We start from the raw sequence: 22,577 nt of genomic DNA, 5'->3' as shown, positions 1-22,577 counted from the left end.
TGCGGATCAGACCTGGGCCCGCTCCGCCACGACCTTCGCGATCTTGGCGATGGCCTCGTCGAACGGGATGCCGTTCTCCTGCGAGCCGTCGCGGTAGCGGAAGGACACCGAACCGCCCGACATGTCCTCGTCGCCCGCGATGACCATGAAGGGCACCTTCTGCTTCTGGGCGTTGCGGATCTTCTTCTGCATGCGGTCCGAGGAGGAGTCCACCTCGACGCGCAGGCCCTGCTTCCTGGCCGCGGCCGCGAACTTCTCCAGGTACTCCACGTGCGCGTCCCCGATCGGGATGCCGATCGCCTGGACGGGGGCGAGCCAGGCCGGGAAGGCGCCCGCGTAGTGCTCGAGGAGCACCGCGAAGAACCGCTCGATGGAGCCGAACAGGGCGCGGTGGATCATCACCGGGCGCTGCTTGGCACCGTCGGGGCCGGTGTACTCGAGGTCGAAGCGCTCGGGCAGGTTGAAGTCGAGCTGGATGGTCGACATCTGCCAGGTCCGGCCGATGGCGTCCTTGGTCTGGACGGAGATCTTCGGGCCGTAGAAGGCGGCGCCGCCCGGGTCCGGCACGAGGGGCAGGCCCTGCTTCTCGGCGACCTGGCGCAGTGTCTCGGTCGCCTCCTCCCAGACCTCGTCCGAGCCGACGAACTTCTCCGGGTCCTTGGTGGACAGCTCCAGGTAGAAGTCGGTCAGGCCGTAGTCGCGCAGCAGGCCGAGGACGAAGGTGAGCGTCTTGTCCAGTTCCTCGGACATCTGCTCACGGGTGCAGTAGATGTGCGCGTCGTCCTGGGTGAAGCCGCGGGCACGGGTGAGGCCGTGCACGACGCCCGACTTCTCGTACCGGTACACGGTCCCGAACTCGAACAGGCGCAGCGGCAGTTCGCGGTAGGAGCGGCCGCGCGCATCGAAGATCAGGTTGTGCATCGGGCAGTTCATGGGCTTGAGGTAGTAGTCCACGCCCTCGTCGAGCTGCATGGGCGGGTACATGCCGTCCGCGTACCAGTCCAGGTGCCCGGACGTCTCGAAGAGCTTCCCCTTCGTCGCGTGCGGGGTGTAGACGAACTCGTAGCCCTCCTCCTCGTGCCGGCGGCGCGAGTAGTCCTCCATCACCCGGCGGACGATGCCGCCCTTGGGGTGGAAGACGGCGAGGCCGGAGCCGATCTGCTCCGGGATGGAGAACAGGTCCAGCTCGTTGCCGAGCTTGCGGTGGTCGCGCTTCTCGGCCTCGGCGAGGAAGTCGAGGTACGCCTTCAGCTCGTCCTTGGACGGCCAGGCGGTGCCGTAGATGCGCTGGAGCATCGGGTTCTTCTCGCTGCCGCGCCAGTAGGCGGCCGCGTTGCGCATCAGCTTGAACGCCGGGATCAGGCGGGTGGAGGGCAGGTGGGGACCGCGGCAGAGGTCCTTCCAGCACAGCTCGCCGGTCTTGGCGTCCAGGTTGTCGTAGATCGTCAGCTCACCGGCGCCGACCTCGACGTCCGCGCCGTCGTCGTGCGACGCCGAGCCCTTGAGGCCGATCAGCTCCAGCTTGTACGGCTCGTTGGCCAGTTCCTCGCGGGCGGACTCGTCGGTGACCACGCGGCGGGAGAAGCGCTGCCCGCGCTTCTGGATCTCCTGCATCTTCTTCTCGACGGCCTTGAGATCCTCGGGCGTGAACGGCTTCTCGACGTCGAAGTCGTAGTAGAAGCCGTCCTTGACCGGCGGGCCGATGCCCAGCTTGGCCTCGGGGAAGAGCTCCTGCACGGCCTGCGCCATGACGTGCGCGGTGGAGTGGCGCAGGATGTTCAGGCCGTCCTCGGAGGAGATCTCGACGGCCTCGACCTCGTCACCGTCGGACAGCTCGTGGCTGAGGTCCCTGAGCTCACCGGCCACGCGCGCGGCGATGATCGAGCGCTCGCCCGCGAAGAGGTCGGCGGCCGTAGTCCCCGTCGTCACCACGCGTTCTTCCCGCTCGGAATCGCGTTGGATGATCACACGGACGTCTGACACCGGTCTCTCCTGACTGAAGGTGGGTGCGGCGCCATACCCGGAGCGCGCGCACAACGGATCGTACCGACCCGGGACCGCCGACCGCGAAACGGTTACTTTCAGTCTCTCTCCCGGTACGCCTCGGACCCGTGTCCCGGTTCGCCTCGATCCCCCGTCCCGGAACGCCTCAGTCCCCGTCCCGATACGCCTCCCCGCACGCCTCCTCGAAGAAGTCGAGATTCTCGTGCAGTGACTTCATCAGCCGGTCCCGCTCGGCGTCGTCCACCTGGACGGGTACGACCCCGCCGGCGCCGGTGAGCCTGCGGAAGCCGCCCCGGCGCTCCAGCCGGCCGTGCACCCGGACCGGGAGCCCGACGAGGTGGGCGTGACCGGCGATGCGGTAGTCCTCCTCGCTCAGGGTGACGCGGACGTGCGGGACGTCGGCGCCCGCGAGCACCCGCAGCCGTACGGCGCCCTCGCCGAACGGTCCGGAGCGGCGCAGCCGGACGACGGCGCCGGTGATCCGGACCGGTACGGAGGGTTCGTCGCGCAGATAGCGGGCGCCGGCGGCGCGCAGGGCGGGCAGGTCACCGGGTGAGAACTCGACGGGTTCCGCCGGGGCGGCGCAGCCCTCTGGGACACCGGCCCCGGGCGCCCAGGCGACGGCGACGCGGGCGCCCTCGGTGCCGCGCACGAGCGTGGTGAGCGCGTCGGTCAGTTCGCGGCTGGCGCCGGCCTCGACGGCGCCGTCGAAGGCGTCCATGCCGCCGGTGGCGCGCTGGTAGTCGATGGCCTCGCGGACCGCGTACAGCGCCTGGTGGAGCCGGACGGCGAGCGGGCGGCCGGTGGGCACGGGCACGAAGGCGGTGAGCCGGCGCCCCTCCGCGCCGGGGCCGACGAGCACGTTCTCCAGGAGGGTGGCGGCGGCCGACCGGTGCCGGGCGCCGTGGTAGCCGGCACGCGCGCGCGTGGCGAGCGCGGCGGCGAGGAGCAGCTGGCGGGCGGCGGCGCGCAGCCGCTCGTCGGCCGTCCAGGGCGCGGCGCCGGACGGTCCGCCGGGGGCGTCCCGCCACCAGCGGATCTCGTCGCTGGGCACGGCGAGGGAGATCAGCACCTCGCGCGCGGACGGAGTGTCGCTGCGGGCGAGCGCGTCGAGGGCCTCGCCGAGCAGGTCCTCGCTGTCGGGGAAGGCGCGGCTCTCGGGGACCAGCAGGCTGGTGCCGGCGCCGCCGGGACCCGGCGGGGTCCAGCGGCCGTAGCGCCCGGCCGCTCCCCCGCGCCGCTGCCAGCCGTGCCGGTGCAGCAGGGCGCCGAGCACGGCGGGGTCGACCGCGGCGGGGTCGGGCGGCCGGTTCCACGCGGGATCGTCGGGGTGCGGCCGGGCCTGGCGCGGAAGTTCCTCCTGGGGACGGCTCCTCATGGCCTGCCTCCCGTTCCGACCCGCGTCATGATCTCGCACAGCGCCCGGTCGTCGAAGATGCGTGAGGTCGGTATCCGCACGGTGGTCCGGTGCCGGCCGGTGACCGGATGGCCGGCGAGGTTGACCCAGTAGCAGCAGTGCCTGAGGTCGAGCCGGTCGTGGCCGGCGCGCAGCCAGTCGTCCTGGGACCGCGGGACCAGCATGACGATTAGGATCTTGTGCACCGAGACGGGTGTGCGGGCGAGTTTGCGCAGGTGCTCGTTGTCGAGCGTGAAGGAGAAGAAGCGGCCCGGGGGGTTCGGCGCGATCTGGTAGGTGCACTTGAGCTGCACCTTGATGGTCACCTCGTCGTCGACGGTGTGCCCGGGTGCGCCGTGGCTGACGTGCCAGTCGATGCCGTTGTCCGGGAAGGGCTGGGACAGCGAGCAGCCGGCCGCGGCGGCGACCGCGTGCAGATAGCCGACCTGCAGTGTCTCCATGCAGGCGGTGGTGGCGAGCGTGCCGCGGAGGTGACCCGTGCGTTCGGGCAGCAGCCCGCCCCGCTCGGGCTGCGCAATGGCCATGACCAACAGCCTTCCGAGCCATGGGTTTCCCCGTTGCGGGCCGCTGAACTGCAAAGACCCGTACTCCTGTTGTGTCCTTCCGGCGTACGGCGCAAACGGCCCGGGTATCACCAAACAGGCAGAAGACGGGATGTCACCTGCCCCGGGTGAACGAGGAGTTGAATTGCGATGACGAGCTGGTACGAGGGGCCGCTGGCCGCCTTCGACACGGAGACGACGGGTGTGGACGTCGAGGCCGACCGGATCGTGTCGGCCGCCGTCGTGGTCCAGGATGCGCCGGGCACCCGGCCGCGGATCGTCCGCTGGCTGGTGAACCCCGGCGTGCCGGTGCCCGAGGCGGCGACCGCGGTGCACGGGCTGACGGAGGAACACCTGCAGCACAACGGCCGCTGGCCGGCGCCGGTGATGTACGAGATAGCCGATCAGCTGGCCGAGCACGCGGCGATGGGGCGGCCGCTGGTGGTGATGAACGCGCCGTTCGATCTCACCCTGCTGGACCGGGAGTTGCGCCGGCACCGGGCCTCCTCGCTGGACCACTGGTTCCAGGCGGCCCCGCTGCGGGTGCTGGACCCGCGAGTGCTGGACAAGCACCTGGACCGCTACCGCAAGGGCCGCCGCACGCTGACCGACCTGTGCGCGCACTACGACGTCGGTCTGGAGGGCGCGCACGACGCTGCGGCGGACGCGCTGGCCGCGCTGGAGGTCGTACGGGCCGTGGGCCGCCGCTTCGCGACCCGCCTGGAGCGCCTCTCCCCCACCGAGCTGCACACCCTCCAGGCCAACTGGCACGCGGCCCAGGCACGCGGCCTGCAGGCCTGGTTCGCCCGCAGCGGCTCGGAGGAGATAGTCAGCACGGACTGGCCCCTGCGACCGGAACTGCCCGCGGCCGCGTGAGCCTCGCCCGCCGACGGCCGCCGGACACGCCATGCCGCCGTCTCCGCGGAGCCGACCGCTGCCGGAGCCTTCGGAGGCCGGGCCGCTGGAGTCGAAGGCGACACCGGACCTGGCGCAATCGCCCCGTTTACCCCCCGGAGCGTGCGTGCCATCCTGCCCTGTGAAAGCTCACTCGAAGCAGATGAGCACGGGGGCGGACATGGATCTGGCAGCGCTGGTGACCCCGACGAGCACCGAGGAATTCCTCGGCGATGTCTGGGGGCGACGAACGGCCGTCTTCTCCGGCCCGCCGGACCGGTTCGTGGAGCTCCTCGACTGGCGAATGCTCAGTTCCCTGCTCTCCGAACACCGACACGCCCACCCGCGCTTCCGGCTGTCCCGTGAGGGGAACATCATCCCGAGGGAGAGCTACATGCGGCAGGCGGGCCCGCCGGACACCGCGGAAGTACCCGAACCGACCGAGCTGTACCGGCAGTTGCAGGATGGGGCGATGCTGGTCCTGGACTCGGTCGACGACATGGTTCCCGAGATACGTGAGCTGGCCGTCGCGCTCGAGTCCGCCTTTCGCGAGCGAGTGATCATCAACGCCTACGCGGGGTGGTCCGAGATCGAGGGTTTCGATCTCCACTGGGACGACCACGACGTCATCGTGTTGCAGGTGTACGGCCAGAAGGCGTGGAGCTTCTACGGCAGCACCCGTGACTGGCCCATGCGCAAGGACGTCGAGGCCAACACCGAACCGCCGTCGGACCCGAAGGACACGCTCCTGGTCGATGCCGGCGATGTGCTGTACGTGCCCCGGGGCGAGTGGCACCGCGTCCACGCCACCAAGACGCCCTCACTGCATCTGACGATTGGCGTGACCCGCCGCACCGGATACGACTTCCTGTCATGGCTGGCTGAGGACCTGATCAGCAGTGCCGTGCTGCGTCAGGACATTCCCCGGCACGCCGACGCGCAGGAGCGCGGCAGGTACTTCGCCCGGTTGCGGGATGAGGTGCTGGCGCGGCTGACCGAGGACAGCCTGGAGCGTTTTCTCTACGTCAGCGACGCGACCGCGGCGAGTCGTGCGCTGATCAACCTCGACGCGGTGCGTCCCGATCCGCAGAACATCGGAGACGAGTCGCTGCTGGAGTGGCTCGCACCCCGGGCGGTGCCGCGCACCGCCGAGGGGCGGACAACCCTGGGCGCCCTGGGACGCGTCTGGACCTTCGCGGAGCCGGCTTCCGTGGTCCTACGGGAGCTCATGTCACACCGGAAGCTGAGCTTCGCGCGTCTGTGTTCCGATCTGAGCGCGCAGGTCGACAAGGAACGGATTCGCGCGTTCGTCCTGGAGCTCCAGGTCGCCGGGCTGCTCAGCGTGAGAACTTCAGCCCCCTGAGAAGCCACTCGAGGAGAAGGGCCTGGAGGCCGGCGTCCCGTGTCGACGCGATCACCATCACTATCACGAGGAGCAGGGTCACCTCCTGCGAAGTCGGACGGTTGGTTCCATTCGGCTGCTGATCCTCGTGCATCGCTCGCGTCACCTCGTTCGAATACCGCGTGGGTCAAGAGGCCCAGGAGTGCTTCCACTTCCGGGCGGTATCCCCAGAATGGGTTCGGCGTTGATCCAACGAAAGGTGGTGCGAGTTGCATCATGGAACAGCGGGGGTCCGGGTGTCCGCTCGAAGTTTCGGTTGAACGCGGAGTTGAACGGCGGCACTTCGGCTACTATCGATCACGCGATCGTCGTATTCTCGGCTTGGTACTGCCGTGCAGGCGGAGAGGCAGACGATGGCGACCCAGAACAGTCAGCTCCGGAAAGTCATGACAGAAGCTGGATGCTCCTACGAAGGTCTGGCTCGCCGCGTCAACACCATCGGAATTTCGTACGGGCTTTCACTGACGTACGACAAGTCGTCCGTGAGCTACTGGGTGAAAGGAAAGACTCCGCGCGGCATGGTGCCACTCATCGTGGCCGAAGCGTTGAGTCAAAAACTGGACAGGGTGGTCACCCCGGCGGAGATAGGGTTCGGAGACGAATGGGAGCTCGATCTGGTATCGAGCTCCCTCAAACAGCAATCCGACCTGGCCGCGACCCTGGACATCACCGAGAAGCTGGGAAAAGCCGACATGGAGCGACGTGAGTTCCTCTACCTTCTGCCGTTCTCCGCCAGCGCCGCCCTCGGTCCCCAACGTGACTGGCTCCTGCACCTGCTACGCGGAGAGGACGGAGTCGGCAATACGGTGCGCATGGAGCAGGTCGAGAACATGCGCCTGATGATGAAGGTCTTCATCGAGGCGGACAACACGTACGGCGGCAGTCACGCGCGGACGGCACTGGCGAGTTACCTGCACCACGACGTCGTTCCGCTGATCCGCACCCAGTCGACGGACACCGTCCGCCGGGAACTCTTCATCGCCTCGGCCGAACTGTGCATGACGCTGGGCTGGATGACCTACGACATCGGAGCCTGGGGGCTGGCACAGCGGTACCTCACCCAGGGGCTTTCCCTGGCCGCCGAAGCCGGATCCCCGGGGTTCGCGATCGGCAGCAATCTCCTGTCGGCCCTCAGCCATGTCGCCACCTTCACCGGCAACGCGGCGGAGGCGGTGAACATTGCCCAGGTGGCTGTCCATTCAGCAGTGCGAAGCGGCAGCCCGGCGAGCCTGACGCGCGCCCTGGCCATGGAGGCGAGGGCATACGCCACCCTGGGAGACAGGAAAACCGCAGCCGTCATGGCCCGGACGGAAGCCGCGAGGGCGGCTCAGGGCGACGATCCCGAGTGGATGGGCTTCCTCGACGAGCACTACATGACGAACCAGTTCGCCTATTGCTGCCGGGAGACCGGACAGACGCAGCGCATGTTCGACTTCGCGGAAAGCAGCCTCGCCCACAGCACCGGACGTCAGATCGTCTCCAACACCACATACATGGCGTGGGCGCGACTGGACGACGGTCATCTGGAAGAGGCTTGCCGCCTCGGCATCCGGGCAGCAGATCAGGCGACCAGGATGCAGTCCCGCCAGGTGGGCAGACTCGTTCTGGATCTGGCTGATCGCATGGTCGCCAAGGGTCATGAAAGAGAGCCGCTGGCAGCGGAGTTCCTCCGTCACACAACGGCTCTCCAGCACCGGGAATCATGACATGGAAAGCTCGGCCCGGTTGTTGCCGTTCTTCCCCACAGCCGCACAGCGCTCACGCGCCACAGGCACCTCGTCAATCTGAATGATGAGTCCCGGAGCCTCGGATTCCGTTGCGCTTCCGGAGGCTTCCCTCACCTTGTGTTCCTTGGTTCGCGACTCCATGAATTCCCTTCCTGCACCATGATGGGGGAATACCGAGCTGCGCGGTGATCGGCAGCGAACGTACGCTGCCAGCAGTATGGCCGAACAGAATGGCGAGCGAAAGGCGGCGAGCTGCCGCGGAGCCGGCAGCCGCGAGCGGGGAGCCGCGTCGAACGACACAGGGCCCTTCCTCGTCGGAGGAAGGACCCTGGCGTACCGGACATGGTGGGCGATACTGGGTTCGAACCAGTGACCTCTTCGGTGTGAACGAAGCGCTCTCCCACTGAGCTAATCGCCCGGGAACGCCCTGAACAATACAGGGCTCCGCGGGGTTACTTCAAACCGCTTGGAGGTGGCGCAGCAGTCCGCGGCGGCCGGCGGCCATCATCAGCCCGTGGTTGGCCCGGAAGAGGGGCCGGCCCGGTACGGCAAGCCGCCTGAGCAGGGGCTTGGTCACCTCGACCACCTGGTCGTAGCGGGCGAGTGTGCCCGGGCCCGCGGGGGTGACGGTCCAGCGGGCCCAGCCCTCGATGTCGCCGGACACGGTGACCTCCAGGACACCGGCGGCCGGGTCGCGGCGCGTCTCGCGGGCGGTGAGCGTCATGTCGTACGGCAGCAGGGAGCGGATGGTGAGGACGCCGGTGGCCGCGTCGAGGCGGGTGACCGAGCGCACCTGGGGCCACCAGCGCGGATAGTCCTCAGGCCGCTCCAGCACGGCGAACACGTCGGCCGGCGGGGCGGGCAGGGACCACAGGGTGCGGAAGCGGTAGCGGTTCCAGTCCATGACCCGAGTCTGCCCGCGACTGCGCGCGGATCTGAGTACGCGTACTCATGCGCCCCCGAGTGACGCACACCACACTCGGGGAACGAGCGCCGCCGCCCGTGCGACGGCGCTCCCCCATCGCCTCCCTCTAACCGGGCATCCTGTCGCCGAGCAGGGCCAGGTTCTCGATGGCCGCGAGGCCGTACAGCGCGGTGTCGTTGCCGGACACCCAGCTCGCCTCACCGCCCTCGACCAGGGTGGCCGGTCCGGTCAGCTTCTCGGTCTTCCAGGGTGAGTTCTCGGTGTAGCCGTCCGAGCCGTAGAACTTGGTCCAGGCACGCTTGGCGAGCGCCTCGTCCCCGGTCTGGACGGCGGCGTAGGCGTCGAGGCGCGAGTGGCCCTGGAAGAGGATCAGGCTGCCGGAGTTGGAGCCGTAACGGGCCGCCTGCTCGGCCTTGCTCGCGTTGAAGTACCGGCAGTAGTCCAGGTACGCCTCCTTGAACTTCGGCATGTCGACCAGGTGGATCGGCTCGGCGCACAGCTCGTTGAGGCCGAAGACCGCGGAGAGGTGGGAGACGGCCACCACGGGCTCGGCGGCGACGGCGAACCTCCCGGTGTCCAGGTCGTAGAGCCCGCTGCCCTGCACGAAGCCGTTGGGCTGGGCGGCGATGCCCTCCATCGTGGACAGCACGCGGGCCTTGGCCTTCTCCCACTTGGGTCCCCGGCGTTCCCACTCGGTCAGCCAGGCCGACACCAGCCCGCTCCAGTCGGTGCCGAAGCCGATCGACAGGGCGTGCCGGTCGGGTGTGTAGGGGTCGGTGCGGACCTTGCGGTTGGGGTCGAGGACGAGGAACGTCTCGTCGGAGTCGACGTTGGCGTGCATGAGGTCGCCGACGCGTTCGTCGGCGGTGAGGAAGTAGTAGAAGCGCCGGTATGTGGTGTTGGCGATGCGCTGCTGCTTGGCGCTGTCGGCGAAGTGCTGCACGCCGTGCCGGGTGCCGAGGCCCGCCCACTTGCCGAGGTGGTAGACGTCGACCTCGCCGGTGTGCCGGGTCATGGCCTCGGCGAAGCGGAAGATGTCGGAGCGGCCGCTGCGCAGGTAGGCGTACCAGAGCCACAGGTCGGGCGAGAGCTCGGAGTTGTCCCAGGCGTAGCCGCCGATGTCGTACCGCCACACGTGCCGGGCGGAGTGTGAACTGGGCGACCTCCTTGGGGTGCGCGGTGCGGGCGGAGGCGCTGAGCATCAGGGAGGCCAGGTACTGGCCGGTGTTCTTGCCGTCGGTGGTGGGTATCGGGGCGAGGCCGTAGGTGCTGTCACCCTCGGCCGTGTAGCGGACGGTGAAGTTGTCCCAGGTGAACTCCGAGGCCCGTGGCGGGCGGAGAGGGAGGACTTGGGCAGGTCCTGGGAGACGGTCTTCGGGTCGGTGACGATGCCGGCCTTGACCCGGTTGTAGCCGTCGGTCCACCACTCCGTCAGATCGGCCCTGTCGAAACCGAGCCCGTCCTCGGTGAAGAACGCCTTGCCGTTCTGCCGGAGGTAGAGGTCGTACAGGTACATGATGGTGAAGTAGCCGGTGTCACCGGCGATCTTCGTCTTGTCGTGGATGGTCTTCAGGGCCTTGAAGTACTCGTCCCAGGTCCAGCCCCGCTCCGGCTCGACACCCGCCTGCTGGAAGAGCTTCATGTCGACGACCAGTGCCATGGTGTTGGAGCCGACGGGAATTCCTAGCTGCTTGCCGTCGACCTCGCCGACCTTCGTGACGCCCGCCCGGAAGTGATCCAGGCTCAGATTCCCTGCCCGCACCTGGGACTTGAGGTCGAGGAGAATTCCGCGCTTGTCGTACTTCCGAAGGAACGTGACGGCGTTTTGGAAAACATCCGGGGGATTTCCGCCGGCGGCCTGCGTCTGGAACTTCTCCCAGAACGATTGATACGTCTGGAAGTCGGTCTTGACCTTGATCTTGGGGTACTTCTTCTCGAAGAGCGCGATGGTCCGGTTGATCTTCTTGGCCCGCTCCTCGGCACCCCACCAGGAGTAACGGATCGTCACCGTGCCGTCCCCGGAACCGCTGCCGCCGCCGCACCCGGTCGTCGCCGCGAGCCCTAGGGCGGCGGCCGACACTCCGGCCGCCTTCAGGATCGTACGCCTCTCAAGGTTCCTGCTGGTTCCCACAGTCGGGCCCTCCCCGCAGCGTCGTCGCCGCTCATGAATCGTTTCAAGTAAGCGCTTGCTGGCACAAGCTACGGAGGGGCCCGGGGTGCGTCAATGATTCGGACAGGATTTTCTTCGGCCACCGGGCGGCGGGAGGCGCGGGGGCCGCGCGAGCACGGGGAGGACCTGGCAGGTGGGGGGAGGTGCGGCCGAGGGGCCGAACACGGAAGACGGTCGCCGGGACGCCCGGAATCGGCCCCGCCGCGCGTGGTGACGGCGCGTCGGCTCCCGGCACGGTGACCGCAGGGATCCGGTGGCGCCCGACACGCGCAACGACGACGGCCCACCTGCCGTTCGCAGGTGGGCCGTCTTCCGGGTGGGCGATACTGGGTTCGAACCAGTGACCTCTTCGGTGTGAACGAAGCGCTCTCCCACTGAGCTAATCGCCCGGACGCAGGAAGAACATTACCCCATGTCAGGGGGTGCCTCCGACCAGAGGCCGGACGCGCGGCCGCCGGCACCCGGTGCACCGGCGGCGGCCCTGGTCACTGGTCCTGGATCTTCCAGGGCATGACGAAGCCGAACTTCCACAGGTAGATCCCCGCCAGCACGCCGACTATCACCAGGCCGATCGCCGTCAGCGTGATGTTCCGCCGGCGCACCCGGGGATCGAGGGCCCGCTGGGCCGCCTCGGTGACCTTGCGTTTGGTCCAGCGCAGCACGAGCTGGGCCCAGACGAACTCGGTCGCCCAGATCGCCATGCCGCCGAAGATCACCACCCAGCCGGGGCCGGGCAGCGGCAGCATGACGACACCGGCCGCGACGACCGCGAGGCCGATCACGAAGACGCCGACCTGCCAGCTCAGATGCAGAGCACGGCGTGACTTGACGAACTGCGGAGCCCGGGAGCCGAGTCCCCGCTCGGCCCGCTCCTCGCCTGCCTTCATCTCGTCCGCCTCGTCGATGGCCACGGCAACGTCGCCCGGCTGGTCACTCCCCGTATTCATACAGACAAACCCTACCGTAGTGAATCAGTCACTGGAATGGTCGCAGGTCTCACCAAAGTTCTCGGCCGGAAGAGTTACGTAAAGGCACGCAAAACCCTCAGAGGGGTTTACAACGGCACCGTAGGTGGCATGTCGATTTCGCCGACGTGCGAATCCCCGAGCGCACACTGAGCGAAAGGCCCTGGCGCTTATGAACACCACGGTCAGCTGCGAGCTGCACCTGCGCCTCGTTGTGTCGAGCGAGTCCTCCCTGCCTGTCCCCGCAGGCCTGCGGTACGACACGGCCGACCCCTACGCCGTGCACGCCACCTTCCACACCGGAGCCGAGGAGACCGTCGAGTGGGTGTTCGCCCGCGACCTCCTCGCCGAGGGTCTCCACCGTCCTACCGGCACCGGAGACGTCCGAGTCTGGCCGTCCCGCAGTCATGGTCAGGGCGTGGTCTGTATCGCCCTCAGCTCCCCTGAGGGAGAGGCTCTGCTCGAGGCCCCGGCGCGGGCCCTGGAGTCCTTCCTGAAGCGAACCGACGCCGCCGTGCCGCCCGGCACGGAACACCGGCACTTCGATCTGGATCAGGAGCTCTCGCACATCCTGGCGGAGAGCTAGGTCGCGCCCCTCGAAGCCGCCCGGCGCCGTCCACTCGGGGAGACGGCTCGGGCTCAGACAACCGCATACGGCAGGCCCGCGCCGTCACCGTGAGTGCTCACGGTGATGGCGCCCGCCTGTATGTGTACCGCGCGCGTCCGGGCGTGGGACACTCGGGAACCCCAGGGGCACGGGGGCGCCGTGCCGGCGGTCCGCCGGCGGGGCGGTACCCGGTGCGATGGGCGCGGTTGTCGCTACTATCGGCCGGCATCGGCGGGCGCCCGCCCGACCTCCAGGCCAGGGAGCGAAACGTGCTGATCACCCACGACATCCGCTGTGCCCTAGACACCGTGGTGGATCTGGTGAACTCCGCGCCGGACGACGAGACGGCGGACGGACTGCCGGATGTCGCGGCGCTCGTCGACTTCGTGCGAGGCCACAACATCAGTGATGTCGGGGTGCTCTCGGAGTTCGATCTGTCGGCGGTGCGCAAGGTCCGGAGCCGGTTCGCGGGGATCTTCGCCGCGCCGGACGCCCGGGCGGCGGCGGGGCAGATCAACGAGCTGGTCGCCGCGGCCGGCACCACCCCGCGCCTCACGGACCACGACGGCTACGACTGGCACGTGCACTACTTCGCTCCCGGCGCGTCCGTGGCGGACCACCTGGCCGCCGACTGCGGTATGGCGCTCGCCTTCTTCGTGGTGGCCGGGGAGCAGGAGCGGCTGCGGCGCTGCGAGGCCCCGGACTGCCGGCGCGCCTTCGTGGATCTGTCCCGCAACCGCTCGCGGCGCTACTGCGACAGCCGGACCTGCGGCAACCGCCTGCACGTGGCCGCGTACCGGGCACGGCGCAAGGAGGCGGCGGGCTGACGGCCGGGCGGGGCGCTCGCGCTCATCGGGGCGACGCCTGTCCCGGCGGGTGACGCCGGGACGGACGTGTACGGCTCACAGCAACAGCAGGTCGTGCAGCGCAGCCATGAGGATGAGACACCCGATCACCGCAAGGAAGATCATCAGCGGTGGCTGGGAAAGGGCGAAGAGGCACCCGCGCGGCTCGTCCTTCGGCGGCGCGGCCTCGCTCTCTGACGTGTCCAGCATCTCGCGGGTGATGATGGCCCAGGCACCACCCCCTTGGCGATCAACACACTCACCGAGTGCGGGTGTTCACCGTTTTCCCCACTGACCGGCTCACTTTGGTTCCGGTTGTGAACGGTTTCAGGTCATATGCCGCGCTTCTTGAGGATGGCCTCGATGTCGCTGAAGTCGTCGGCGGAGGTCGTGCCGACGGGCGGGGCGGCGGGCCGGGTCGCGGGGCTCTTCCCGGCGCCGAGCGAGGGGGCCGAGGCCGCCGGCGCCACCGCGTCGTCGGCCCGAGCGCCGCGGGCCGCAGCGCGCTCGGCCTTGCGCTCGGCGCGGGTGCCGCCGCGCCGGCGCTCGACGGCGCGGGTCCCGGCGAACAGCAGCCAGGCCGCGCCCAGCACGCCGAAGCCGGCCCAGGCCGTGGGGCTGAGGGCGGTGTCGGAGAGCCAGCCGACGATCCCGGTCATCACCAGGCCGATCGGCACGAGGGAGTAGGCCGCGATCCGCGCGGCGGAGAGGTAGCGCTTGCGGTAGGCCGTGACCACGGCTATCCCCAGGCCCGCCGCGGAGACGGCGGAGCAGACGGTCTCGGCAATCATCCGGTCCTCCTGGCGGGCTCGGTCGGGTGGCGGGACGAGAGCGGCACGGGGCGTGCGCTTCGTCCGTTCCATCCTGCACCGTCCCGGTCCCGCGAGGCCATGCTCCGGCCCGACATCAGGGAGATCTCCGGGTCGTCTCCTCCGCGGGTCCAGTCCGCGTCCTCCATGGATCCGGTCCGCGTGAGAGCCCCCGGGGCCGGCGGATCGGGCCCGAACGAGAGGCCCCGGGGGCCGCGGCGGGCACCGCGTCAGCGCCCGATTCGGCCCCCGAGGGCTCGCCTGGAAGACTGGTGGCCATGAGCGACTCCTCACCCCACCGCGCCGAGGCCCTCGTCCTCGACGTCTGGTGCGAACTCCAGTGCCCCGACTGCCTGAGCGCCTTGGACGACGTCCGCGCCCTGCGGGCCCGCTACGGGGACCGGCTGGAGCTGCGGCTGCGGCACTTCCCGCTGGAGAAGCACAAGCACGCCTTCGCCGCCGCCCAGGCCGCCGAGGAGGCCTTGGTGCAGGGGCAGGGCTGGCCGTACGTGGAGGCGGTGCTGGAGCGGGTGGCGGAGCTGGACCGTGAGGGAGAAGCCCTCCTGGTCGAGGTGGCCCGGGAACTGGGCCTGGACGCCGAGGAGTTCGACACCGCGCTGATCGACGGCCGGCACATCCTGATCGTCGACGCCGACCAGGCCGAGGGCAAGGCCATCGGCGTGAGCGGCACCCCGACGTACGTCATCGGCGGCGAGCGCCTCGACGGCGGCAAGAGCCAGGAGGGGCTGCGCGAGCGGATCGAGGAGATCGCCGACCGGTTGCTGGCCGAGGAGGCGTGACCCAGCCCGGCTAGAGCAGGGGCTTGGTGAGGGCGCTGACCGTCGTCTCGTAACCCAGTGACTCGTACAGACGCTCGGCCGGGGCGTTGCCGGCGAAGACGTTGAGGCCGAGGACCGGCCGACCGGCGGCGATCGCCTGGCGCTCCGCCAGCAGCATGAGCGTCCGGCCGTGTCCCCGGCCCCGGTGTGCCGGGTCGGTCTCGACGTCGAAGACGAACGCCTTGTCCTCCTGCAGGGCCAGCCACAGCACGCCCACCCGCGTCCCGGCGTGCTCCAGGACGCTGAAGCGCGTGTTCCCGGTCGACTGCCCGTGCGGCAGCAGCGTCTCGTGGTCCCTGCGGGCCTTGGCGTACGCGGCCGCCTCGGAGACGCCCCGCTCGATCCACATCCGGGCGTAGTCCTCGGTCTCGTGCTCCTGCCAGGCGGCGAACTCGGCCGGGGTCATCGGCCGCTCCCGGCTGTCCGGGGGCAGTTCGGGCGGAGTGCCGCCGAGGTGCTTCTCCATGCCACGGTTGCGCAGGGTGTAGCCGAGGGCGTCGGCCAGCCGCAGCGCGCCCTCGGCCGCCGCCGGGACCACGGCATCCATCCGGGTGCAGCCCCAGCCGCGGGCGACCTCCTCCGCGGCCAGCGCGGCCACCGTCCCCCTGCCCCGCCGCCGGTCCGGCTCGGCTATCCGCATCTCGATGATGCGCGCCACCGAGTCACCGAGGTTCGCCGAGGTGCCGAGGTGGAGCACGCCGACGGGACGGCTGTTCACACACACCTGGTACCGGCGTGAACGTGTTCCGTCGGCGTTGTGCTGAAGCGGCTCGGTCGGCCGCAGGGTCGTCGTCATCACGGGTGTTCTACCCGCTCGGCGGCCCCGGGTCAGCCGAATTTCGCGCCGGTCACGGATCCAGGTCGTGCCCGGACCGCTCGTCGAAGATCCGCATCGCCTTGAGGGTCGCCGGCCCGGGCGCGCCGGGCAGTTCCCGGTCGTCGACCCGGTGCACGGCCTGGACGTCGCGCAGGCTGGAGGTGAGGAAGACCTCCTCGGCGCGCTCCAGCACGTCCAGCGGCAGATCGGTCTCCCTGGCGCCGGTCCACTCCACCACGAGGGCGCGGGTGATGCCGGGGAGGCAGCCGGAGGCGACCGGCGGGGTGTGGATCTCGCCGTCCAGGACGACGAAGACGTTCGACCCGGTGCCCTCGCAGAGCTGTCCGACCGTGTTGCCGAACAGCGCCTCGGAAGCGCCGTGTTGGTGGGCGCGGGCGAGGGCGACGACGTTCTCGGCGTACGAGGTGGTCTTCAGGCCGGTGAGCGCGCCCCGCTCGTTGCGGGTCCAGGGCACCGTGATCACGGCGGTGGTCTCCGGGCGGCGGGCGGTGTCGCCGAGGGCGACCACCAGGGTCGGGCCGTGCTCGCCGCGGTCGGAGCCGAGCGGTCCGTGGCCGCCGGTGTAGGTGATGCGCAGCCGGCCGAGCGGCATCGGGGTGGCCTCGAGCACGGCCGCGCAGGCGCGGCGGACCTCGTCGAGGTCGGGGTCGGGCAGGCCCAGGCCACGGGCCGAGCGGGTCAGCCGGTCCAGGTGACGGGTGAGTGCGAAGAGCCTGCCGTCGACGGCCTTCACCGTTTCGAAGACGCCGTCGCCGACGGTCAGCCCGTGGTCGAAGACGGACACCCGGGCGGAATCGATGTCCCGCAGTCCGCCGTCCAGCCAGATCCTCATGTCAGAGCCCCTCTGCTTTCCTGGTACAGCCCCGACGCTACCGCGAGCAGCCGGGACGCCTTCAGCTCGGTCTCCCGCCACTCCCCCTCGGGATCGGATCCCCAGGTGATGCCGGCGCCGGTGCCGAAGCGCAGCATCGGCGTGCCGGGGGTGGAGCGGTCGATCCAGAAGGTGCGGATGCCGACGGCCAGCTCGCCGACACCCCGGTCTGCGTCGACCCAGCCGATGCCGCCGCAGTACGGGCCGCGCGGGGCGGGTTCCAGGGCCTCGATGATCCTGAGCGCGCTGGACTTGGGGGCGCCGGTGACGGAGCCCGGCGGGAAGACCGCGGCGAGCAGCTCCGGCCAGCCGGTGTCCCGGCGCAGTTCGCCGCGGACCGTGGAGACCAGGTGGACCAGGCCGGGGTGCTTCTCCACGGCGCACAGGTCGGGGACGCTCACGCTGCCGGTGGCGCAGACCCGTCCGATGTCGTTGCGGACCAGGTCCACGATCATCACGTTCTCGGCGTAGTCCTTCTCCAGCAGGTCCGCCTCGGTGCGGCCGGTGCCCTTGATGGGGCCCGACTCGACGGTCCGGCCGGCGCGGCGCAGGAACAGCTCGGGCGAGGCGGTGGCGATCTCCACGCCGTGCTCCGGCAGCCGGATCGTGCCCGCGTACGGCGCCGGGTTGCCGCGGGCCAGCAGGGCGGTCAGGGCGTCCACGTCGGCCTCGGGGGCGACGGGCGCGCTCAGCACCCGGCAGAGGTTGGCCTGGTAGACCTCGCCGGCGGCGATGTTCTCGCGGATCAGGTCCACGGCCGCGGTGTACCCTGCGCGATCCAAGGAGGAGGTCCAGTCGGCCACCGCCGGGCCGCGCCAGCCGCCCGGCACCGGGGCGGGCACCGGCTCCTGCCGCACCTCGGCGAAGCGGGCGCAGGTCAGCCGCCCCTCGAAGTCCGCGCAGACGGCCCAGAAACCGGCCGAGTCCAGGGCGGCGGGATCGTCGGTGACGTCGAGCAGGCCGGTGGCGAGGCGGGTGCCGAAGCGGGCCAGCGGAGGTGGGCCGGAAGGGTGGTGAAGCACGAGGCCGAGTCTAGGGCTGGTGTGCGAATCGCGGCCGGGAGATGTCCCCCGGGAGCCGTCGGCCGCCTCATCCGCCGGGTGCAGCGCAGCACGCTGCGCAAACGCGTTTTTGTACTGGCCCGGGAATCCGCTAGAGTTCATCACGTCGCCGGGACGCGAGAGCGGACCGAAACGACAGGCGGACGTAGCTCAGTTGGTAGAGCGCAACCTTGCCAAGGTTGAGGTCGCGAGTTCGAGCCTCGTCGTCCGCTCGAAGGAAGAAGGGGTCGTCCCGATCCCCTACACTCCTGGTGGAGTGGCCGAGAGGCGAGGCAACGGCCTGCAAAGCCGTCTACACGGGTTCAAATCCCGTCTCCACCTCCAAGGACGATTAGCTCAGCGGGAGAGCGCTTCCCTGACACGGAAGAGGTCACTGGTTCAATCCCAGTATCGTCCACTGGATCCGCCGGCTCGTGCGGCAGGACCCGAACCCGCGCGATTAGCTCAGCGGGAGAGCGCTTCCCTGACACGGAAGAGGTCACTGGTTCAATCCCAGTATCGCGCACTGTCTGTGACTCACGGGTCACAGCCCGCGGACGATTAGCTCAGCGGGAGAGCGCTTCCCTGACACGGAAGAGGTCACTGGTTCAATCCCAGTATCGTCCACACAGCAAGAAGCCCCCGGCCGTCGTACGGCCGGGGGCTTCTTCGTGGTCCCGGCCGGGCTCAGCTGGAGAACAGCATGTGGCCGAAGCTCTTGTGGCGGTGGTGACCGCCGTAGTGACCGCCGTGGTGGCCACCACCGTGCGGGGCGCCCCAGGCGGGGGCGGACGGAGCCGGGTACGCCTGCGGAGCGGCCGGGGGCGGGGGCGCCGACTGGGACCACTGGGACTCCAGGCGGGTCAGCGCCTCCAGCTCGCCGTAGTCGAGGAAGACGCCGCGGCAGCCGCTGCACTGCTCGATCTGGACGCCGTTGCGGTTGTAGGTGTGCATCGGCGCATGGCACTTCGGACACTGCATGGTCGGCTCAACTCCTCGCCGGTCGGTCCTGCTTCGTGTTTCCCCAGGACAGACTCCGTGCGGCCCCGGTCGGTTGCACCCTACGCCGGGAAACCGCGCGTCAACTGGTGGGGTACGGGACTCATTCGGGCACAGGCGTCGACCAGGGCCTGCTCCACCTCGTCCAGCGGGCGGCCGGCGGCGATCGCCTTGGTGAGGGCGCGGGCCGCGGTCTGCGCGGTGAGCGCGCGGGCGGCGACGTCCAGGGCGGGCCAGGGGTCGCCGTCCGCCGGTACGGCGGGGCCGCCGGCCTCGCGGTAGGCGGCCAGGAACCGGGTCCACTCGTCGGGCGGGAGCAGGCCGCAGGCGTACCAGGCCGCGGGGCGGGCGAGATCCCAGGCCGGGACGCCGAGGCCGAGGTCGTCCACGTCGATCAGCCGCCAGGGACCGTCGGGCGCCGGGTGCCGCACGAGCTGGCCGAGGTGCAGGTCGCCGTGACAGAGGGCAGGGATGCCCGGCATGGGGGCCTCGGCGCGGGCCCAGGCGGGGAGGGCGGTCCAGGCGCGGAGGACGGGGGGTCCGGCCGGGTGCGGGGCGGTGCTCAGGGCGGTGCGCAGGCGGGCGAGGGCGTGGGCGGCCTTGACGGGGCCGCGCATGGGGGGTGGGGGGACGCGGTCGCCGGGGGCCGTTCGGTGCAGGCGGGCGAGGAGGGTGGCCGCCGCTTCCCAGGGGGCGGCGTCGGGGTCGTCCGGGTCGACGGGGGTGCCGTACGGCCAGAGGGTGACGAGGCGGTCGTGCAGGGCCGTGGGGGTGGTGGTGAGCGGGGGCAGGAGGACGTCCGGGACGCGGGCGGCCGTGGCCAGGCGGAGGGTGAGCTCGGCGGGGTCGGTGCCCGGGGCGTGGGCCTTGGCGACGGTGCCGGCGTGCCGGACGACGGTGGCGTCGGGGCGGTCGGCGAGGGTTGTTCTTGGGCAGGTGCAGGGGGCCTCGCCGGGGCGCGGGTGGGCGGTGGCTCCGGCCTTCGTGGTCAGGGCGGTCAGGAGGTTCACGGGTTCACTTCGGCCTCGGGAGGGCGGTGGGGTGCTGGGTGAGCGTACGCCTGCGGCGGGCCTGGGCGGGGTGGCGCTGGGGGCCCTGTGGAGGTGGGCGGTGTCGGGGCTCGGCGGCGTTGGGCTGGGCGGTGCTGTGGTGGTGGACGGTGCCGGTGCCGGCCGGGACGTTTCGCTTGCCCGCGCTTGCGGGGTGCCGCTCCAGGCGGCACCCATACCCGCAGCCAGGCGGGGCTCGGATGTCCACAGCTTGGCGGGCACTTCGGCCGCAGCCAGGCGGGGACTTCGGCCGTGAAACGGCGTAATGCCGGCGCAGCTCCCCAGCTGCGCCGGCATTTCTGCCGTCCGCCGCACCCCCGTCCCCACGGGGTTTCATGGATGGATGTCCCCGCCCGGACCGCTCTTCCGGGCCTGGGGTCGCCGCTCAGCGCCCCAGCATCACACCCACGGACGACGCCTGTGTGGCCACCGTCTCCCACCCGTCGAAGACGAGCAGGAGCAGGGCCGCCAGAGGGAGGGCCATGAGCGTCGCCACCAGGGGGTGGCGACGGCCCGTGCGGCGGGGGGCGAACGTCGTGCGCCGCGGTGCCGTGTGGGCCATGGTCCCTCTCCTGACCGTGTCTGTCGTACTGGCTCTTGTTCCAGCAGCGGCGGGTGTTTGACCTCGGGGGACGAGTGCTGCACCCGCCGCTTGACCTCAAATCTAGGCGCGCGGGGCCGGGCGGGCGTCATGCCCTCGTACCGATTGCCGGGCCTCCCGGAGGATGAGCGACAACCGGAGGAGTACTCCCCTGGGTGGAGACATGGACCTGGCTCTCGGGGTCTTCCCGGAGGGGGCGCCCGCCGTGTCCTCTCATATCCGGACCTGCCGGCGCGTCACTTCGAGTGAGTTCGATCACTTCCTCCGTTTCCGGGCGGTCGGCGCCGGGTGTCCTGATCGTCCGGTGGCCGGTCCCGCCGGGCACGGTCCGGTTCGATCGCGGGTACCGCGTCCCGGTCGCCGTGGCCTGCGCCCGGGCGCCGTACGCCGGGTCAACGTCCGTGTGCCGAACCATGGTTGGAGTTGCCTCTGCCTCAATGTCACTGCGGCGGACGGCTTCCTGACCTTGCCTCACCTCGCCCGTGCCCGGTGGACAATCCCTCGGGCCGAGAGGGCGCGGCCTATGCGCGCGGGCGGCCGTGGAAACGTAAGCTGTGGCACGTCACAGGGACCGGGCAGCGGGGATGAACATGGCGATGATGCGCCTGAGGCGCGAGGACCCGCGCGTCGTCGGCTCGTTCAGGCTTCACCGACGGCTCGGCGCGGGCGGGATGGGCGTGGTCTATCTCGGCTCCGACAAGAAGGGGCAGCGGGTCGCGCTCAAGGTGATCCGGCCCGATCTGGCGGAGGACCAGGAGTTCCGGTCGCGCTTCGCCCGTGAGGTCTCTGCGGCCCGGCGGATCAGGGGCGGGTGCACGGCCCGGCTGGTGGCCGCGGACCTGGAGGCCGAGCGGCCCTGGTTCGCCACGCAGTACGTGCCCGGGCCCTCCCTGCACGACAAGGTCGCCGACGACGGCCCGCTCGGCGCGGCCGACGCGGCGGCGATCGGCGCGGCCCTGTCCGAGGGGCTGGTCGCCGTGCACGAGGCGGGCGTCGTACACCGGGACCTGAAACCGTCCAACATCCTGCTGTCCCCGAAGGGGCCGCGGATCATCGACTTCGGCATCGCCTGGGCCACCGGCGCCTCCACGCTCACCCACGTCGGCACGGCGGTCGGCTCGCCGGGCTTCCTCGCCCCCGAGCAGGTGCGCGGCGCCGCCGTGACCCCGGCGACCGACGTGTTCTCGCTGGGGGCGACGCTGGCGTACGCGTCGACCGGCGACTCGCCCTTCGGGCAGGGCAGTTCCGAGGTGATGCTGTACCGCGTCGTGCACGAGGAGCCGCAGCTGCACGGTGTGCCGGACGCCATCGCCCCGCTGGTCCGGGCCTGTCTGGCCAAGGACCCCGACGACCGGCCGAGCACGCTGCAACTGTCGCTCCGGCTCAAGGAGATCGCCGCCCGCGAGGCTCAGGGCCTGGCCGACGTACGGCCGCCCGCGCCGCGCGCCGCGGAGGCGGACCTGCCGACCGGGCGGCTGGTCGACACCTACCCCGAGCAGCAGCGCGCCCAGCGGCGCACGGCTCCCGGCACTCCGGTGCCGCGCGGGAACACGCCCGCCAGGGGCAGTACGCCCGCCCGCGGCGGCGGCGTACCGCGGGGCGGCGGGGTGCCCTCGCGACCGGGCACGGCCCGGTCCACCCCGGTCCCGCGCGGCGGCGGACCGCGCTCCGGCAGCCGCCCGGCCCCGCGCGGTGGTACGGGGCGGCCGGCACCGCGCTCGACGGGAAGCCGGCTGCGGCCGGCCAATCCGCGGCTGCTGCGTCAGCGGCTGTTCGTGTTCGTCGTGGTGACGCTGCTGGTCGCGCTCGGCATCGCGGTCGCGCAGGGTTGCCAGGGTCCGGCGCGCGGTCTCGGCGACGACGGGCGGCGGCAGGAGCACGCGCAGCCGGAGGCGCGGCCGGAGGCCGGCGGAGAGCCGCTGCCGCGGGCCCACGGGCCGCTCCTGGAGTCAGGGACCTCGGCGTAAGAGGTCGCGGGCCGAGCGGCGGTCCCGCTCCGGGTCGGGCACGCATGCGGCTTCGAACGCCGCCGT

Annotated in this window: 20 protein-coding genes, 7 tRNA genes and 2 pseudogenes; 12 read left to right on the top strand and 17 right to left on the bottom strand. The window is 70.7% G+C overall.

Annotation, left to right across the window (positions count from 1 at the left end; translation table 11 throughout):
* Positions 1–6 precede the first annotated feature (6 nt).
* From thrS to ACFVVO_RS20245, 3 genes are all read right to left on the bottom strand, one after another.
* Complete coding sequence (gene thrS, locus ACFVVO_RS20255) at positions 7–1,983, bottom strand: threonine--tRNA ligase (RefSeq protein WP_390056669.1); 1,977 nt, start codon at positions 1,981–1,983, stop codon at positions 7–9.
* A 166-nt stretch (positions 1,984–2,149) separates the two neighbouring features.
* The gene (locus ACFVVO_RS20250) at positions 2,150–3,382 is read right to left on the bottom strand and encodes a hypothetical protein (protein ID WP_390056667.1); all 1,233 of its coding nucleotides are present in this window, start codon (positions 3,380–3,382) and stop codon (positions 2,150–2,152) included.
* Complete coding sequence (locus ACFVVO_RS20245; protein WP_390056665.1) at positions 3,379–3,945, bottom strand: DUF4365 domain-containing protein; 567 nt, start codon at positions 3,943–3,945, stop codon at positions 3,379–3,381. The genes ACFVVO_RS20250 and ACFVVO_RS20245 overlap by 4 nt, the downstream gene beginning before the upstream one ends.
* A 168-nt stretch (positions 3,946–4,113) precedes the next feature.
* Here ACFVVO_RS20245 and ACFVVO_RS20240 point away from each other — a divergent pair, with 168 nt between their 5' ends.
* From ACFVVO_RS20240 to ACFVVO_RS20230, 3 genes are all read left to right on the top strand, one after another.
* A complete protein-coding gene (locus ACFVVO_RS20240) occupies positions 4,114–4,839 on the top strand; it encodes a 3'-5' exonuclease (RefSeq protein WP_390056663.1) in 726 nt (241 codons plus the stop codon).
* 199 nt (positions 4,840–5,038) lie between these two features.
* On the top strand, positions 5,039–6,220 hold the full coding sequence (locus ACFVVO_RS20235) for a cupin domain-containing protein (RefSeq protein WP_390056662.1): 1,182 nt from the start codon (positions 5,039–5,041) through the stop codon (positions 6,218–6,220).
* Between the two features lie 392 nt (positions 6,221–6,612).
* Positions 6,613–7,965 carry a hypothetical protein gene (locus tag ACFVVO_RS20230; RefSeq protein ID WP_390056660.1) on the top strand — a complete coding sequence of 451 codons (1,353 nt, stop codon included), beginning with the start codon at positions 6,613–6,615 and terminating at the stop codon, positions 7,963–7,965.
* 364 nt (positions 7,966–8,329) lie between these two features.
* Here ACFVVO_RS20230 and ACFVVO_RS20225 read toward each other — a convergent pair.
* The 6 genes and pseudogenes from ACFVVO_RS20225 to ACFVVO_RS20200 form a co-directional block, all read right to left on the bottom strand.
* Positions 8,330–8,404, bottom strand: a tRNA-Val gene (locus ACFVVO_RS20225).
* A 39-nt stretch (positions 8,405–8,443) separates the two neighbouring features.
* Positions 8,444–8,890, bottom strand: a complete 447-nt coding sequence (locus tag ACFVVO_RS20220) for an SRPBCC family protein (protein ID WP_390056658.1) — start codon at positions 8,888–8,890, stop codon at positions 8,444–8,446.
* A 127-nt stretch (positions 8,891–9,017) separates the two neighbouring features.
* Positions 9,018–10,058, bottom strand: a pseudogene (locus ACFVVO_RS20215) (Tat pathway signal sequence domain protein); the annotation flags it as partial.
* A 4-nt stretch (positions 10,059–10,062) separates the two neighbouring features.
* Positions 10,063–11,042: pseudogene (locus ACFVVO_RS20210) on the bottom strand (ABC transporter substrate-binding protein); the annotation flags it as partial.
* A 356-nt stretch (positions 11,043–11,398) separates the two neighbouring features.
* Positions 11,399–11,470 (bottom strand) — tRNA-Val (locus ACFVVO_RS20205).
* A gap of 96 nt (positions 11,471–11,566) precedes the next feature.
* On the bottom strand, positions 11,567–12,028 hold the full coding sequence (locus ACFVVO_RS20200; RefSeq protein ID WP_390056657.1) for a TIGR02611 family protein: 462 nt from the start codon (positions 12,026–12,028) through the stop codon (positions 11,567–11,569).
* 190 nt (positions 12,029–12,218) lie between these two features.
* Here ACFVVO_RS20200 and ACFVVO_RS20195 point away from each other — a divergent pair, with 190 nt between their 5' ends.
* Both ACFVVO_RS20195 and ACFVVO_RS20190 read left to right on the top strand, forming a co-directional pair.
* The gene (locus ACFVVO_RS20195) at positions 12,219–12,632 is read left to right on the top strand and encodes an SsgA family sporulation/cell division regulator (protein ID WP_004002642.1); all 414 of its coding nucleotides are present in this window, start codon (positions 12,219–12,221) and stop codon (positions 12,630–12,632) included.
* A 290-nt stretch (positions 12,633–12,922) separates the two neighbouring features.
* On the top strand, positions 12,923–13,480 hold the full coding sequence (locus ACFVVO_RS20190; protein ID WP_390056656.1) for a CGNR zinc finger domain-containing protein: 558 nt from the start codon (positions 12,923–12,925) through the stop codon (positions 13,478–13,480).
* 75 nt (positions 13,481–13,555) lie between these two features.
* Here ACFVVO_RS20190 and ACFVVO_RS20185 read toward each other — a convergent pair whose 3' ends face one another.
* Positions 13,556–13,708, bottom strand: coding sequence for a hypothetical protein (locus tag ACFVVO_RS20185; protein ID WP_174266498.1), 153 nt, complete (start codon positions 13,706–13,708; stop codon positions 13,556–13,558).
* 122 nt (positions 13,709–13,830) lie between these two features.
* On the bottom strand, positions 13,831–14,289 hold the full coding sequence (locus ACFVVO_RS20180) for a hypothetical protein (RefSeq protein ID WP_390056654.1): 459 nt from the start codon (positions 14,287–14,289) through the stop codon (positions 13,831–13,833).
* 296 nt (positions 14,290–14,585) lie between these two features.
* Between ACFVVO_RS20180 and ACFVVO_RS20175 the strand changes: the two genes are divergently transcribed.
* On the top strand, positions 14,586–15,107 hold the full coding sequence (locus ACFVVO_RS20175; RefSeq protein WP_390056652.1) for a DsbA family protein: 522 nt from the start codon (positions 14,586–14,588) through the stop codon (positions 15,105–15,107).
* Positions 15,108–15,117: 10 nt separating this feature from the next.
* On the opposite strand, the gene ACFVVO_RS20170 is transcribed toward ACFVVO_RS20175, so the two are convergent.
* The 3 genes from ACFVVO_RS20170 to ACFVVO_RS20160 are packed head-to-tail and all read right to left on the bottom strand — an operon-like array spanning position 15,118 to position 17,877.
* Positions 15,118–15,942, bottom strand: a complete 825-nt coding sequence (locus tag ACFVVO_RS20170) for a GNAT family N-acetyltransferase (protein ID WP_390056650.1) — start codon at positions 15,940–15,942, stop codon at positions 15,118–15,120.
* A gap of 52 nt (positions 15,943–15,994) precedes the next feature.
* Complete coding sequence (locus tag ACFVVO_RS20165; RefSeq protein ID WP_390056649.1) at positions 15,995–16,816, bottom strand: aminotransferase class IV; 822 nt, start codon at positions 16,814–16,816, stop codon at positions 15,995–15,997.
* Positions 16,813–17,877 carry a chorismate-binding protein gene (locus tag ACFVVO_RS20160; protein ID WP_390056648.1) on the bottom strand — a complete coding sequence of 355 codons (1,065 nt, stop codon included), beginning with the start codon at positions 17,875–17,877 and terminating at the stop codon, positions 16,813–16,815. The genes ACFVVO_RS20165 and ACFVVO_RS20160 overlap by 4 nt, the downstream gene beginning before the upstream one ends.
* Before the next feature lie 178 nt (positions 17,878–18,055).
* On the opposite strand from ACFVVO_RS20160, the gene ACFVVO_RS20155 reads away from it, so the two are divergent.
* From ACFVVO_RS20155 to ACFVVO_RS20135, 5 genes are all read left to right on the top strand, one after another.
* A tRNA-Gly gene (locus ACFVVO_RS20155) sits at positions 18,056–18,128 on the top strand.
* A 38-nt stretch (positions 18,129–18,166) separates the two neighbouring features.
* A tRNA-Cys gene (locus tag ACFVVO_RS20150) sits at positions 18,167–18,240 on the top strand.
* 1 nt (position 18,241) lies between these two features.
* Positions 18,242–18,313 (top strand) — tRNA-Val (locus tag ACFVVO_RS20145).
* Positions 18,314–18,349: 36 nt separating this feature from the next.
* Positions 18,350–18,421 (top strand) — tRNA-Val (locus tag ACFVVO_RS20140).
* 29 nt (positions 18,422–18,450) lie between these two features.
* Positions 18,451–18,522, top strand: a tRNA-Val gene (locus ACFVVO_RS20135).
* A 60-nt stretch (positions 18,523–18,582) separates the two neighbouring features.
* Here ACFVVO_RS20135 and ACFVVO_RS20130 read toward each other — a convergent pair.
* The 3 genes from ACFVVO_RS20130 to ACFVVO_RS20120 form a co-directional block, all read right to left on the bottom strand.
* On the bottom strand, positions 18,583–18,876 hold the full coding sequence (locus tag ACFVVO_RS20130) for a zf-TFIIB domain-containing protein (protein ID WP_390056647.1): 294 nt from the start codon (positions 18,874–18,876) through the stop codon (positions 18,583–18,585).
* An 80-nt stretch (positions 18,877–18,956) separates the two neighbouring features.
* Entirely contained in the window at positions 18,957–19,904 is a 948-nt protein-coding gene (locus ACFVVO_RS20125) for a phosphotransferase family protein (protein ID WP_390056646.1), read from the bottom strand.
* 424 nt (positions 19,905–20,328) lie between these two features.
* Positions 20,329–20,505: a hypothetical protein gene (locus ACFVVO_RS20120; RefSeq protein WP_185091440.1), complete on the bottom strand. Its 177-nt coding sequence runs from the start codon at positions 20,503–20,505 to the stop codon at positions 20,329–20,331.
* Between the two features lie 623 nt (positions 20,506–21,128).
* On the opposite strand from ACFVVO_RS20120, the gene ACFVVO_RS20115 reads away from it, so the two are divergent.
* Positions 21,129–22,511: a protein kinase gene (locus ACFVVO_RS20115; RefSeq protein WP_390056884.1), complete on the top strand. Its 1,383-nt coding sequence runs from the start codon at positions 21,129–21,131 to the stop codon at positions 22,509–22,511.
* The last annotated feature ends 66 nt before the right edge of the window (positions 22,512–22,577 follow it).

It is taken from the genome of Streptomyces sp. NPDC058145, assembly GCF_042884245.1.
Classification (GTDB): domain Bacteria; phylum Actinomycetota; class Actinomycetes; order Streptomycetales; family Streptomycetaceae; genus Streptomyces.
This window is presented reverse-complemented; position numbering and strand designations above follow the sequence as displayed.

What these genes read in the sequence shown, in the direction of transcription:
- ACFVVO_RS20235 (WP_390056662.1), top strand. Translation starts at nt 5,039, where the DNA reads ATGGATCTGGCAGCGCTGGTGACCCCGACGAGCACCGAGGAATTCCTC.
- ACFVVO_RS20115 (WP_390056884.1), top strand. Translation starts at nt 21,129, where the DNA reads ATGAACATGGCGATGATGCGCCTGAGGCGCGAGGACCCGCGCGTCGTC.
- ACFVVO_RS20170 (WP_390056650.1), bottom strand. Translation starts at nt 15,942, where the DNA reads ATGACGACGACCCTGCGGCCGACCGAGCCGCTTCAGCACAACGCCGAC.
- ACFVVO_RS20200 (WP_390056657.1), bottom strand. Translation starts at nt 12,028, where the DNA reads ATGAATACGGGGAGTGACCAGCCGGGCGACGTTGCCGTGGCCATCGAC.
- ACFVVO_RS20180 (WP_390056654.1), bottom strand. Translation starts at nt 14,289, where the DNA reads ATGATTGCCGAGACCGTCTGCTCCGCCGTCTCCGCGGCGGGCCTGGGG.
- ACFVVO_RS20240 (WP_390056663.1), top strand. Translation starts at nt 4,114, where the DNA reads ATGACGAGCTGGTACGAGGGGCCGCTGGCCGCCTTCGACACGGAGACG.
- ACFVVO_RS20175 (WP_390056652.1), top strand. Translation starts at nt 14,586, where the DNA reads ATGAGCGACTCCTCACCCCACCGCGCCGAGGCCCTCGTCCTCGACGTC.
- ACFVVO_RS20245 (WP_390056665.1), bottom strand. Translation starts at nt 3,945, where the DNA reads ATGGCCATTGCGCAGCCCGAGCGGGGCGGGCTGCTGCCCGAACGCACG.
- ACFVVO_RS20130 (WP_390056647.1), bottom strand. Translation starts at nt 18,876, where the DNA reads ATGCAGTGTCCGAAGTGCCATGCGCCGATGCACACCTACAACCGCAAC.
- ACFVVO_RS20120 (WP_185091440.1), bottom strand. Translation starts at nt 20,505, where the DNA reads ATGGCCCACACGGCACCGCGGCGCACGACGTTCGCCCCCCGCCGCACG.
- ACFVVO_RS20230 (WP_390056660.1), top strand. Translation starts at nt 6,613, where the DNA reads ATGGCGACCCAGAACAGTCAGCTCCGGAAAGTCATGACAGAAGCTGGA.
- ACFVVO_RS20195 (WP_004002642.1), top strand. Translation starts at nt 12,219, where the DNA reads ATGAACACCACGGTCAGCTGCGAGCTGCACCTGCGCCTCGTTGTGTCG.
- ACFVVO_RS20250 (WP_390056667.1), bottom strand. Translation starts at nt 3,382, where the DNA reads ATGAGGAGCCGTCCCCAGGAGGAACTTCCGCGCCAGGCCCGGCCGCAC.
- ACFVVO_RS20185 (WP_174266498.1), bottom strand. Translation starts at nt 13,708, where the DNA reads ATGCTGGACACGTCAGAGAGCGAGGCCGCGCCGCCGAAGGACGAGCCG.
- ACFVVO_RS20220 (WP_390056658.1), bottom strand. Translation starts at nt 8,890, where the DNA reads ATGGACTGGAACCGCTACCGCTTCCGCACCCTGTGGTCCCTGCCCGCC.
- ACFVVO_RS20165 (WP_390056649.1), bottom strand. Translation starts at nt 16,816, where the DNA reads ATGAGGATCTGGCTGGACGGCGGACTGCGGGACATCGATTCCGCCCGG.